This is a genomic window from Bradyrhizobium sp. USDA 4538, from assembly GCF_024171045.1.
GTDB lineage: Bacteria > Pseudomonadota > Alphaproteobacteria > Rhizobiales > Xanthobacteraceae > Bradyrhizobium > Bradyrhizobium australafricanum.
The window spans coordinates 4,984,397-4,996,989 of sequence record NZ_JALJZE010000001.1; the positions used below are offsets into that span (position 1 = coordinate 4,984,397).

Sequence of the window (12,593 nt, forward strand, 5' to 3'; positions counted from 1 at the left end):
CAGCGCCGCCGCATTCTTGACCGTTTTGTTGCCGGCTCGTAACCAATCCTCACGCGATGCAAGCGGTGGCTTGATCGCGATGTAGCCAGCAAGCCGCTCGTCGGAGAGCGCACGCCAGCCAAACCAGAAAAGCGATGATCAGGCTGGGGCTAGAATGGCTGACGGGGCTAGGGTTTCGCGCGCCTTGATTTTGAGCGCGTCGGTGTTCTCATTTGCGGCAGCACTGCCGGAACGCGGCTTCGCGCAGACCGCCGATCCGTCGGCTGCGCGTCCTTCGACCGAGCGGCCGAAGCAGGCCAAGCGGAAGCCGAAGCCGGCGGCCGAAGCTCAGGCGGCGCCGGCGGCGATGAACGCGCGGGCGCAAATCGGCGCGGTGCCGGTGCAGTCGCTCGACACCATCACGGCGGTGGCGTCCAAGACCGAGGAGCGCGCGATCGATGCGCTGGCGCCGGTCAGCTCCGTCACGCTGGAGAAGATCCAGGGCCTGCAGCCGAACCGGCTCTCCGATATTTTCTATAACGTGCCCGGCATCTCGGTTCAGGAGCGCGGCGACGATCCGGCAACCGTCATCAACATCCGCGGCTTGCAGGATTTCGGCCGTGTCGCTGTTGTCGTTGACGGCGCGCGGCAGAACTATCAGCGCACCGGCCACAACGCCAACGGCTCGTTCTTCCTCGATCCCGAATTGATCGGCAGCGTCGACGTGGTGCGCGGCCCGACCGCGAACATCTACGGCTCCGGCGCGATCGGCGGCGTAGTCTCATTCCGCACCAAGGACATCGACGACGTAGTGCGTCCCGGTGAGCGCTGGGGTGTCGACATGTCGGGCTCCTACGGCACCAACAAGGACCGCGGCATGGGCTCCGTGTTCGGCGGTGTACGCGTCGATCCGAATGTCGATGTGTTCGGCGGCGCGGTCTATCGCACCCAGGGCAATTACAAGGACGGCGCGGGCACCGAGATCGGTAACACCGGCAACGATATCGCGGCCGGCCTGATGAAGGTGACGTTCCGCCCGGCCGAAGGCCACGAGTTCAAGATCGGCGGCATCTTCCAGGACTACCAATACAATATCGGTCAGCCGAACCGCGGCCCGACCACGGCGGCGGCGCCGCTCGCCGCGATCGCGGGCTCCTCGGTCTATGCCTCCGACGCCAAGAACTACACGGGCACCTTGAGCTGGCGATATTCCAGACCCGACGACATGCTGTTCGACTGGAACATCTCGGTCTACGGCAACCGCACCGACAACGACCAGGTCAAGACCTACAACAACCGCATCACCACCGGCGGCGGCGTCTGCACGCTCGCCAATCCCGGCAACAACATCTCCGGCTGCGTCGGCGACAAGCGAGGCTATTTGCTGGATACGGTTGGTGTCGACGTCAACAACACCTCGCGCTTCAATTTCGGCGACTGGCGCAACGCCGTGACCTACGGTTTCGACGCCTTCCGCGACGATGTCGAGACGTTCGATTCGCGCGGCAATTCCAACATCACGACGCCGGGCGGCCAGCGCACCGTGTCCGGCGGCTTCGTGCAGCTGAAGCAGAACTATTCGACCTGGCTCGAGCTAATCAGCGCTGTCCGCTACGACCACTACGAGCTCAATTCGATCAACACCACGACCAGCGGCGACCGGCTGTCGCCGAAGATCACGCTCGGCGTCACGCCGGTTGCCGGCTTCACGCCCTATGTCAGCTATGCCGAAGGCTATCGCGCGCCGTCCATCACGGAGACGCTGATCGCGGGTGGTCACGCCACCGGCGGCGGGCCGGCGCTGTTCAACTGCCCTGATGGCACCAGCGGCCTGTTTTGCTTCCTGCCCAATGCAGCGCTGCGGCCGGAGGTCGGCAAGAACAAGGAAGCCGGCATCAACCTGAAATATGACGGCATCTTCACCGCGAACGACTCGTTCCGCGGCAAGGTCAACGTGTTCCGCAACGACGTCGACGGCTATATCGACCTCGTCGCCTCGGCGCCGACCCTGACGCCGTTCGGACGGTTCAGCCAGTTCTACCAGTACCAGAACATCGCCCACGCCCGCATCGAGGGCTTCGAGCTCGAGACGATGTATGACGCGGGCGACTGGTTCGTCGGCGTCGCCGGCCATCTGATGCGCGGCCGGAACACCCAGACCAATGTCGGGCTCGCCACCATCACGCCGCGCAAGGTGACGACCACGGGCGGCGTCCGCCTGCTCGACCGCTCGCTGATCGTTGCCGCGCAATGGTCCTCGTTCGGCGCCAACAACGACCTGCCGGCGGGCTATCTGCCCTCGACCGGCTACGAGCTCGTCAACCTCTATCTGACCTGGAACGCCACCAAGGACATCACCTTCACGGCATCGGTCGACAACCTCTTGAACCAGTACTACCGGCCTTATGCGATCCCCGGCTCCTCGACCGACGGCACGACGCAGAACGACGTGCTGTTCTCGAGCCCCGGTCCGGGCACCGTTTACAAGGCCGGACTCAGGATTCACCTAGGTGGAGCGTAACGCGAGACGCCGATCATTCCATCCAGGTTGCTCCGGCCGCGCTGGTGCCCCCAGCGCGGCCTTGGCGTATTCCTTGGCGCGTTCATGTTATTAACGAGATCAACCGGCAGGATCCGGGCATCCGCCGTCAAACAGGAGAGAGTTTTCATGTTCATCGCAATGAACCGGTTCCAGGTGATCAAGGGCAAGGAGCAGGCGTTCGAGACGGTCTGGAAGACGCGCGAATCCTATCTCGGCGATCTGCCGGGCTTCATCGAATTTCATCTGGTGAAGGGCCCCGAGGCCGAGGACCACACGCTCTATGCGACCCATACCGTCTGGGCCAGCAAGGCGGCGTTCGAGGACTGGACGAAATCCGATGCGTTCCGCCGCGCCCATTCGCGCGCCGGCAACGAGACCGGCGGCAGCCTCTATCTCGGCCATCCCAAATTCGAGGGTTTTGAGGTGCTGATCACCGAGCGCGCGAAGAGCCCGGCATGACGGAGACGGCCGTGCAGAACGCGGAGCTTGCGGGATTGAAGGCCTATATGGCCGACAATCCCGGCACGGTCATCGAGGACGTCGCGCGCGAGCGCAAGGTGACGCCGCGCGCGGTGCTCGAGGCGCTCCCCGAGAGCATGGTGCGGATCGGTCCCGGCGAGTTTGCCGCCGCGATGCAGGACATCGCGGAGTGGGGCGAGGTGACGCTGATCGTGCATACCGATGACGCGATCTTCGAGTTCACCGGCGCCATTCCGAACGGCGAGGTCGGCCGCGGCTATTTCAACCTGATGCAGCCGAAGGGCCTGCACGGCCATCTGAGGCACGATCGCTGCGCGGCGATCGCCTTCGTCGAGCGGCCCTTCATGGGCAAGGTGTCGGCGTTCATCGCCTTCATCAATCGCGACGGCGGCATCATGTTCAAGGTGTTCGTCGGCCGCGACGAGACGCGCGCGCTGCGTAGCGATCAGCTGGTGCGCTTTCATGCGCTGGCGGACCGCCTCGCACCGAACGCGGGCTGAAGATTTCTTCTCCCTCTTCCCGCTTGCGGGGAGAGGGTCGGGGCGAGGGGACCCTCCGGGCACCGTGCTCGTGGAGAGTCCCCCTCACCCGGCTCGCATCTTGCGATGCGATCCGACCTCTCCCCGCAGGCGGGGCGAGGTGAGATGCGGTTGGAGGTGAGTATGCTAATTCGCACGTTTGGCAGAAGTAGCCAGCTATCAATCGTCGTCCAGTTGATTGCGGTCGTGACTGCATCTCTCCCAAGCAGTAGCCTTGCCGCATCCGACGCCGCACTGCTGCCGCGCAACCTCTCGCCCTGGGGCATGTTCGAAAGCGCCGACATCGTCGTGAAGGCGGTGATGGTTGGGCTCGCCTTCGCCTCGCTCGTCACCTGGACGATCTGGCTCGCCAAGACCGTCGAGATCCGCCGCAAGACCGCGCTCGCCCGGCAGCGGATCGGCCTCCTTGAGCGCGACACCCAGCTTGCCGAGGTCGAGCAGGCGAGCCGCGACGGCAGCGATGCGGTAGCGCAGATCGTGCAATCGGCCTCGCGCGAGGCTGCGCTGTCCGGCGGGATGTTCGACGACGGCTTCAAGGAGCGCATCGCGCTGCGGCTGGAGCGGGTCGAGGCGGCGATGTCGCGGCAGATCGCGCGCGGCACCGGCGTATTGGCGACGATCGGCGCCACCGCGCCGTTCGTCGGCCTGTTCGGCACGGTATGGGGCATCATGAACGCCTTCATCGGCATCTCCGAGGCCCACACCACCAATCTCGCGGTGGTCGCGCCCGGCATCGCCGAGGCGCTGCTTGCGACCGCGCTCGGCCTGGTCGCCGCGATCCCGGCGGTCGTGATCTACAATCACCTGACCCGTTCGATCGCGTCCTACCGCGCGTTGCTCGGCGACGCCTCCGCCATGGTGATGCTGCTGGTCAGCCGCGAGGGCGATCGCAGCCTGTTCCGGCTGGCACGCGCTGCGGAGTAGGCGATGGGCGCGAAGCTTGGCACTGGCGGCGCATTCGGCGGCCGGCGTCGTGGCGACGACGATCTGGTCGAGGCGCATGAGATCAACGTCACCCCGTTCATCGACGTGATGTTGGTGCTGCTCATCATCTTCATGGTGGCGGCGCCGCTCGCGACCGTCGATCTCGGCGTCGATCTGCCGGCCTCGACCGCCGAGCCGCAGCCGCGGCCGGACAAGCCGGTGTTCGTCACCGTGAAGTCCGATCTCTCCGTCGCGGTCGGCGAGGACGTGATCGCGCGCGAGACGCTGACGTCGACGCTCGATGGCGCCACGCAAGGCAGGAAGGACGAGCGCATCTTCCTGCGCGCCGACAAGGCGGTCAGCTATGGCGATCTGATGGAGGTGATGAACCTGCTGCGCAACGCCGGCTATCTCAAGATTGCGCTGGTTGGCCTCGACGGGCGTAGCTGATCCATGAATGCGTACGCGCTTCATGATGCGGGCGACGAGATCTGGCTGCGGCGCTGGGGCCTGTCGGTGGCTGCGATCCTGGCGGCGCATGCGGCAGTGCTCGCGGTTGGCATGAGCTGGGTCCCGGCGCCGCCGCCCGGTGTTGCGGTGCCGGCGGTGCTGGTCGATCTGACGCCGATCACCTCGGCGCTGGAGATTTCGGAGACCGAGCTGCCGCCGGGGCCGGCGATGCAGGAGGCCGACGCGTCGCCGCCGGAGCCTGCCGCCGCGCAGCCAGTGCCGCAGGAGATCGCGCCGACGCCGATGCAGGAGAAGCCCGACGTCGTCGCGCCGCCGGAACAGAAGCAGCAGATCACGCCGCCGCAACCCGAGCCCGCGAAAGTCGTTCCGGAGAGGAAGGTCGAACCGGTCAAGCCGAAAGTGGTTCGTCGGGAAGCAAAGCAGCCGTCCGAGGCAACGCCGGCACCGCGCACCAGCGCGCCGAGCCGTGCCGAACGGCAGGCGCCGGCTGCGTCCGCGATCAGCGCCGGCGCGGCCGTGTCAGCGATCGCGGCCTATAACGCCCGCGTCCGCGCGCATCTGCTGCGCTTCCATTCCTATCCCGCAGGCGGCAACGGCCAGCGCGGGGTGGTCCGCCTGGTGTTCACGCTCGGCCGCGGCGGGCAGGTGCTGTCGAGCCATCTCGGCGGCTCCTCCGGCAATCCGACCTTCGACGCGCGCGCGCTGGCGATGGTGCGCCAGGCCCAGCCGTTTCCGGCGTTTCCGTCCGAGATCACGCAGGGCTCGATGGGTTTTTCCGTGCCGGTCGCGTTTGTGCCGCGGTAGTGCGCGACCTCATTGAGAGAGGCCGCACATCTATTCCCGTCATCCTGAGGTGCGAGCCTTGCGGCGCACTTGCGCCGCTGGGCGAGCCTCGAAGGATGCACGGCCCGGCTGCTGGCCGTCGATCCTTCGAGACGCGCTTCGCGCTCCTCAGGATGACGGGGATAGATTGAGTTCGCTTCAATACGCCGGAAGCTCCGTTACTCCTTCACCGCCCCCGTCAGCGACGACACGTAGTAGTCGACGAACAGCGAGTAGAACAGCGCGACCGGCAGCGAGCCGAGCAGCGAGCCGGCCATCAGCGCGCCCCACTGGTAGACGTCGCCGGTGACGAGCTCGGTCAGGATCGCGACCGGCACCGTCTTGTTGGCGCCGCTCTGGATGAAGGCGAGCGCGTAGATGAACTCGTTCCAGGACAGCGTGAAGGAGAAGATGCCGGCCGAGATCAGGCCGGGCACCGCGAGCGGCAGCGTGATCCGCCACAGGATCTGCAACCGCGTCGCACCGTCGACCAGCGCGCATTCCTCGAGCTCGTAGGGGATCGACTTGAAATAGCCGATCAACAGCCAGGTGCAGAACGGCACCAGGAAGGTCGGATAGACCAGGATCAGCGCCAGCGGCGAGTCGAACAGGCCGAACTGCACGATCACGGTGGCGAGCGGAATGAACAGGATCGACGGCGGCACCAGATAGGCGAGGTAGATGCCGAGGCCGACATAGGGACTGCCGCGGAAGCGCAGCCGCTCGATCGCGTAGGCGGCGAGCGTCGAGGCGAACAGCGACAGGAAGGTCGAGCCGATCGCGACCAGCATGGTGGTCTTCAGCCAGCGCGGATAGGCCGTGTCGAACAACAGATGCTTGATATGCGCGAGCGTCGGCGAGGTGATCCAGAACGGATTGTGCTCCTTGTAGTTCAGGAGCTCGGCGTTCGGTTTGAACGAGGTGACCGCCATCCAGTAGAACGGAAACAGCAGGATCAGGATGAAGCAGGCGAGCGGCAGATAGATCATCACCACGCGCCGGGCGCGGGAGTCCCACGCCATCGTATCGGGCGTGGCGCTGGCGACGTTGGAGGATTGGGCTGCAACGTCAGTCATTGGCTTCTCCCTGCTGCCATTTGCGGCGCGCGAGGCCGAAGTAGCTGAACAATGTTGCGAACACCAGGAACGGGATCATCGAGACGGCGATCGCGGCACCCTCGCCGAGCTCGCCGCCGGCGATGCCGCGCTGGAACGCCAGTGTCGCGAGCAGATGGGTCGAGTTGACCGGGCCGCCGCGGGTGATGGCGTAGACCAGCTGGAAGTCGGTGAAGGTGAAGATGATCGAGAACGTCATCACGATCGCCAGGATCGGCATCATCATCGGGAAGGTAATGTAGCGGAAGCGCTGCCAGGAGGTGGCGCCATCGAGCATCGCCGCCTCGTAGAGCGAGGGCGAGATGGTCTGCAGCCCCGCCAGCAGCGAGATCGCGACGAACGGGATGCCGCGCCAGATATTGGCGGCGATCAGCGAGAACCGCGCCGGCCAGGGCGAGCCGAGAAAGTCGACATTGCTGTCGCGCCAGTGCAGCACGTCGACCAGGAGATAGGAGATGATCGAGAACTGCGGATCGTAGATCCACCAGAACGCCAGCGCGGAGAGCACCGTCGGCACGATCCACGGCAGCAGCACGATGGCGCGGATCAGGCTCTTGAACGGAAAATGGTTGTTGAGCAGCAGCGCCAGCCAGAAGCCGAGCGCGAACTTTCCGAAGGTTGCAACCGCGGTGTAGAAGATCGAATAGAACACCGCGTTCCACCACAAGGGATCCTTGAGCAGATACTGGAAGTTCTCAAGTCCGATGTAGATGCCGCGCTGGCCGATCGTGGTGTCGGTGAAGGCAAGCCAGATGCCGAGGCCCAGCGGATAGGTGAGGAACACCAGCAGCAGGCCGACCGCGGGCGCAAGGCACATCACGATCAGGAACGGCTTGTAGTCGAACAGGCGCGCGAGCCAGCCCGGCTGGTGCAGCGCCGCGCCGCGTGAGGGGAGAGTGGTGACAGACATCAGGTTCTTGTCTCGGTCCGACTTCCAGGGTCATTCCGGGCTGGTGCGTTAGCACCAGACCCGGAATCTCGAGATTCCGGGTTCGATGCTACGCATCGCCCCGGAATGACAGCGGCTTGAGGTCGATGTTACCGGCCCTGCCGCCGGAAGTACCGCTTGGCGCGCTGCTCGGCCTCCGCGGCCGCTGCCTCGGGCGTTGCGGCGTCGGTCGCGACCGAGGCGCACATCTGCACCAGCACATAGTCGGCGTTGACGGCGCCGGTCGCGGTCGAGATCGGCCCCTTGTAGCCGTTGTAGTACGGGCTCCTCATCGTGTCCTTGAAGATCGCGACCTTGGGGTCGCTCGACCACACCGCGGCGTCGGCATAGGCCGCCAGCGGCTGCGACCAGTAACCGGAATTGGCGTTGAGCCACGGCTCGTACTGTTCGTGCTCGAGCATGAACTGCAGGAACGCCTTCGCTGCGTTGGGATACTTGCTGTGCTTGAACACCATTGCGTTCAAGGTCAGGCCGGACATCGGAGAGGTGGGGGCCAGCCCCTTGATCAGGAACTGATGCGCGGTGTCGTCGGCGATCGCCTTGGTCGCGGGATCGTTCTTCAGCGAGAAATACAGCGAGACGCCGTTTGCGGTCAGGCCGATCTCCTGCGACGAGTAGGCGCGGTTGTTGGAAACGTCGTTCCAGGACGGGGTGCCGGCGATGAAAGTCGGATAGAGTTCCTTCAGATATTTCAGCGCCGCGATCGTCTCCTTGCTGTTGATGATGATGTTGCCTTCCTCATCGAGCAGCGCGGCGTTGTGCGACCACAACAGCCAGTTGGCGAAGCCGTTGCCGTCGCCGACCGCGTTGCCGAGTGCGAAGCCCGCGGGCTTGCCGGCCGCCTTCAGCTTCTTGCAGAGTTCGAGGAAGCCGGCGTGGTCCTCCGGCACCTTGTCGAAGCCGGCGGCGTTGACCAGCGACTTGCGGTAGACCAGCGGGCCGCCCGAGGCGCCGAACGGCAGGCCAACCCAGCTCTTCGACTTCGAGCGCATGCCGTATCGGCGCGCCAGCGTGAGCCAGCCGCCATAGCGCTTGTCGAGATAGTCGGCGACATCGGTCAGCTCGATCAGCTTGTCGATATAGATGTGCGGCGCGTCGCCGAAGCCGATGATGATGTCGGGCCCGGCGCCGGAGTTCGAGGTCACGGCGGTCTGCTGGTTGATGTCCTCCCAGCCGACGAAGTCGACTTTGATCTCGACGCCGGTCTTGTCGGTGAATTTCTTGGCATTGGCGCGGAACACGTCCTCGTCGGCCTGAACGAATCGCACCGGCCGCAGCATACGCAAGGTGGCGTCCTTTTCGATCGGCAGCGACGGCGCCGCCACGTCGGCTGCCTTCACCTTCGACGCCTCCTGCGCCGAAGCGCCGGTGACCGCCAGCGCCGCCGCGGAAGCCCCCAGCACCAGCGCGTCGCGACGCGTGATCTCGTACTTCATGTCGTTCGCACTCCCGTTCTTATTGTTTCGTTGTTGTTTTTCCTTCCCGGCGTTTGGCCGCCGGTGAAGGTCTTTTGGTCTCGGCGCCAGCCGCACAAAGGGCCCGCAAGAGACGGGCCCCGCACGAAAAACGCATTCCCGCCCTAGCTGTTCGGACCGCGATCCATGCTGACGGGCTGCCAGCGGCGCAACGCGGTGTTTTGCAGCACCGACGGGTTGACACAGCTTACCGGCCACATGCCTTGCAGCACTAGTGACAATTCGTAGCCCACCCGGCGCTTGCGCGCCTCGTCAAAACGTGCCGACGCCGAGGCGACATGGGCGGTCAAGGTAACATTGTCCATCCCGAGCATCGGATTGTTGTGCGACGGAGGCTCCTTTTCCAGCACGTCGAGCGCGGCGTGGGCGATCCAGCCCTCTTGCAGCGCCTTGATTAGCGATTCCTCGTCGACCGTGGCGCCGCGGCCGGTGTTGATGAAGATCGCCGACTTTTTCATCTGGCGAAAATGCTTCTCGGTCAGCATGTGGTGCACTTCGGGCCGCGCCGGGGCGTGCATCGAGACGAAATCCGACTGCGACAGCACCTCCGACAGCGTCGAGGGGACCACGCCGTGGTCGTACATCAGGGTTTCCTGGATGAAGGGATCGTAGGCCACCATCCTGAGGCCGAACGGCGCGGCGCGCTTGGCCACCGCACGGGCGACCCGGCCGAACGAGATGAAGCCAAGCGTCTGGCCCATCAGCCGCGGAATCTTCAGAAGCGCCGGGCGGCCCTCGGCCCAGCGGCCGGTGCGCACCATCTTGTCCTGCTCGATCAGGCGGCGGAAGCCGGCGAGCAGCAGCATCATGGCGTGGTCGGCGACCTCCTCGATGAAGGTGTCGGGGATGTTGGTGACGGGGATGCCGCGGGCGGTCGCGGCCTTGACGTCGACCGAGTCGACGCCGACGCTGCCGAGCGTGATCACCTTGCAGTTCTCGAGCGCGTCGATGACCGCCTTGGTGATCGGCATGCCCTTGGCGTAGATCGCGTCCGCGGTGCGTGCCGCCGCAATGAATTCGGCCTCATTGGCCGGCGCCTCGATGATCTCGGCGCCGATCGGATCGAGCGCCTCGCGCTCATAGTCGTAGCCGCCGCCGGCGACCGTGAAGCTCGCGCCCTTCGGCGTGACCACCCTGAATTTCGACATTGTCTGCTCCCGATGTGAGTCTGCTGTTCTTGCTTCTTGCTGGTTTGCTTCTTGATCTTGATTCTTCTTGCTTCTTGGAGCGCGGCTGGGTCGCCGCCTTCCCATGCTTGTACGCGAGCCGCGCTGTTCTCTCCACAATTGCCGGTTGGTCCGCGGCCTGATTCTCCGGGCTTCTACGGGGAACCTCCGTAACCATCAGGTAAAGGGTCTCACATTACGGTGCGCGGAATCAATCCGCCAATCGCGTCGCGTTCCCCGCCTCTTCTGGAGACCCCCGTGAAGCTGTCAAATCTGAAGATCACCCCCAAGCTCGGCATTCTGGTGGGGGTGACCCTCCTTGGCCTGTGCACGGCCGGCATCCTCGCCGGTCACCTGATGCAGCGGGAGATGCTGAATGCGCGCATCGACCAGGCCAAGGCCATCGTCGAGATGGCGAAGAGCATGGCGGCGGGCCTGAAGAAGGATGTCGATGCCGGCAAGCTGACCAGGGAAGCGGCACTGGCCGAGTTCGGCAAGCGTGCCAACACCCTGACCTACGACAACGGCGCCGGCTATCTGTTCGGCACCGACTACAGCGGCATCACGGTGCTGGCGCCCGATCCGAAGCAGGTCGGAACCAATCGCATGGACGTCGTGACCAATGGTCGCAAGCTCTCGCAGGAACTGATGGACGGCGTGAAGACCAAGGGCGAGATCCTGCTGTTCTATGATTATGTGAAGCCCGGCCAGGAGACGCCGATCCGCAAGCTCGGCTACGCCGTCTCGGTCCCCGGCTTCGATATGTATCTCGGCACCGGCGCCTATCTCGACGATATCGATGCCAAGATGCGGCCGATTGCCTGGCTGCTCGGCCTCGCGATCCTCGGCATCGGCATCGTTTCCGGCTCGGTCGCCTGGTTGATCGGCCGCAGCATCTCCCGTCCGCTCAACCTGCTCGGCGCCCGCATGCGCGACATCGCCGACGGCAAGCTCGACGGTGACATCCCCGGCGTCGGCCGCGGTGACGAGGTCGGCGGAATGGCGGCCACGGTTCAGGTCTTCAAGGACAACGCGGTTCGCATCCGCGGCCTGGAACAGGCCGAGGCTGAGACCAAAGCACGCGCGGAGGCCGAGCGCCGTGGTGCGATGGAGAATATCGCCAACGATTTCGAGCGCAGCGTGAACGGCATCGTCCGCACGGTGGCCTCCGCTGCCGCCGGCATGCAGACCACGGCGCAGTCGATGACCGCGACCGCAAGCGACGCCAGCGCGCGGGCCGCGACCGTCGGCGCTGCGTCCGACGGCGCCTCCAACAATGTCGGCACCGTCGCCGCTGCCGCCGAGGAGCTCTCCAGCTCGGTTGCGGAGATCTCCCGCCAGGTGGCGCGCTCCAGCGAGGTCGCGAGCAAGGCGGTGGCCGATGCCGAGCGCACCAACGCGACCGTGCAGGCGCTCTCCACCGGCGCCGAGAAGATCGGCGAGGTGGTCAAGCTGATTCACTCGATCGCGGCTCAAACCAACCTGCTCGCGCTCAACGCCACCATCGAGGCGGCGCGCGCCGGCGAATCCGGCCGCGGTTTCGCAGTGGTTGCCTCTGAAGTGAAGGCGCTGGCCAACCAGACCGCGAAGGCGACCGAGGAGATCTCGGCGCAGGTCGCCGCGATGCAGGCATCCACCGGCGAGGCCGTGACCTCGATCGGCGGCATCACCGCGACCATCGCGCAGATGAGCGAGATCACCGCCTCGATCTCGACCGCGATCGACCAGCAGGGCGATGCGACGCGCGAGATCGCGCGCAACATCCAGCAGGTCGCGGCCGGCTCGAGCGAGATCTCCGCCCATATCGGCGGCGTCACATCGGCGGCCGCCGCCACCGGCACCGCGGCCGGCGACGTGCTGTCGAATGCCCGCGAGCTCGACACGCAATCGGGCATGCTGCGCAACGCGGTCGACGAGTTCCTGCAGAAGGTGCGCGCGGCGTAAGGCGATCGCGTAGGGTGGGTATGCTACGCTATTCCACCCAACGTTTCCGTATCCCCGTCATCCTGAGGAGCGCGCTCCCGCGCGCGTCTCGAAGGATGCACGGCTACCAGCGGGGCCGTCGATCCTTCGAGACGGCCGCGCTGCGGCCTCCTCAGGATGACGGAATTGGCAGACGTCCGCCCAGCGT

11 protein-coding genes are annotated in these 12,593 nt (G+C 65.4%); 7 read left to right on the forward strand and 4 right to left on the reverse strand.

Annotated elements, in window-relative coordinates:
* Positions 1-154 precede the first annotated feature (154 nt).
* The 6 genes from J2R78_RS22550 (at position 155) to J2R78_RS22575 (ending at position 5,739) form a co-directional block, all read left to right on the forward strand.
* Entirely contained in the window at positions 155-2,500 is a 2,346-nt protein-coding gene (locus J2R78_RS22550) for a TonB-dependent hemoglobin/transferrin/lactoferrin family receptor (RefSeq protein ID WP_253606892.1), read from the forward strand.
* A gap of 147 nt (positions 2,501-2,647) precedes the next feature.
* Entirely contained in the window at positions 2,648-2,980 is a 333-nt protein-coding gene (locus J2R78_RS22555) for an antibiotic biosynthesis monooxygenase (protein ID WP_021080657.1), read from the forward strand.
* Positions 2,977-3,501 carry a heme utilization cystosolic carrier protein HutX gene (gene hutX / locus J2R78_RS22560; RefSeq protein ID WP_253606893.1) on the forward strand — a complete coding sequence of 175 codons (525 nt, stop codon included), beginning with the start codon at positions 2,977-2,979 and terminating at the stop codon, positions 3,499-3,501. Before J2R78_RS22555 ends, hutX begins: the two co-directional genes overlap by 4 nt.
* Before the next feature lie 225 nt (positions 3,502-3,726).
* Complete coding sequence (exbB, locus tag J2R78_RS22565) at positions 3,727-4,464, forward strand: tonB-system energizer ExbB (RefSeq protein ID WP_375167051.1); 738 nt, start codon at positions 3,727-3,729, stop codon at positions 4,462-4,464.
* 3 nt (positions 4,465-4,467) lie between these two features.
* The gene (gene exbD, locus J2R78_RS22570) at positions 4,468-4,914 is read left to right on the forward strand and encodes a TonB system transport protein ExbD (protein WP_076829938.1); all 447 of its coding nucleotides are present in this window, start codon (positions 4,468-4,470) and stop codon (positions 4,912-4,914) included.
* Between the two features lie 3 nt (positions 4,915-4,917).
* Entirely contained in the window at positions 4,918-5,739 is an 822-nt protein-coding gene (locus tag J2R78_RS22575; protein WP_253606894.1) for an energy transducer TonB, read from the forward strand.
* Positions 5,740-5,936: 197 nt separating this feature from the next.
* Here J2R78_RS22575 and J2R78_RS22580 read toward each other — a convergent pair whose 3' ends face one another.
* The 4 genes from J2R78_RS22580 to J2R78_RS22595 all read right to left on the reverse strand — a co-directional run bounded on the left by J2R78_RS22580 (position 5,937) and on the right by J2R78_RS22595 (position 10,444).
* Positions 5,937-6,779 carry a carbohydrate ABC transporter permease gene (locus J2R78_RS22580; protein WP_016840579.1) on the reverse strand — a complete coding sequence of 281 codons (843 nt, stop codon included), beginning with the start codon at positions 6,777-6,779 and terminating at the stop codon, positions 5,937-5,939.
* Between the two features lie 46 nt (positions 6,780-6,825).
* Positions 6,826-7,782: a carbohydrate ABC transporter permease gene (locus J2R78_RS22585; RefSeq protein WP_253606895.1), complete on the reverse strand. Its 957-nt coding sequence runs from the start codon at positions 7,780-7,782 to the stop codon at positions 6,826-6,828.
* A gap of 128 nt (positions 7,783-7,910) precedes the next feature.
* Complete coding sequence (locus J2R78_RS22590; protein WP_069276553.1) at positions 7,911-9,257, reverse strand: ABC transporter substrate-binding protein; 1,347 nt, start codon at positions 9,255-9,257, stop codon at positions 7,911-7,913.
* 143 nt (positions 9,258-9,400) lie between these two features.
* The gene (locus tag J2R78_RS22595; protein ID WP_253606896.1) at positions 9,401-10,444 is read right to left on the reverse strand and encodes a C-terminal binding protein; all 1,044 of its coding nucleotides are present in this window, start codon (positions 10,442-10,444) and stop codon (positions 9,401-9,403) included.
* Between the two features lie 276 nt (positions 10,445-10,720).
* Between J2R78_RS22595 and J2R78_RS22600 the strand changes: the two genes are divergently transcribed.
* Positions 10,721-12,406, forward strand: a complete 1,686-nt coding sequence (locus tag J2R78_RS22600) for a methyl-accepting chemotaxis protein (RefSeq protein ID WP_253606897.1) — start codon at positions 10,721-10,723, stop codon at positions 12,404-12,406.
* Positions 12,407-12,593 lie beyond the last annotated feature (187 nt).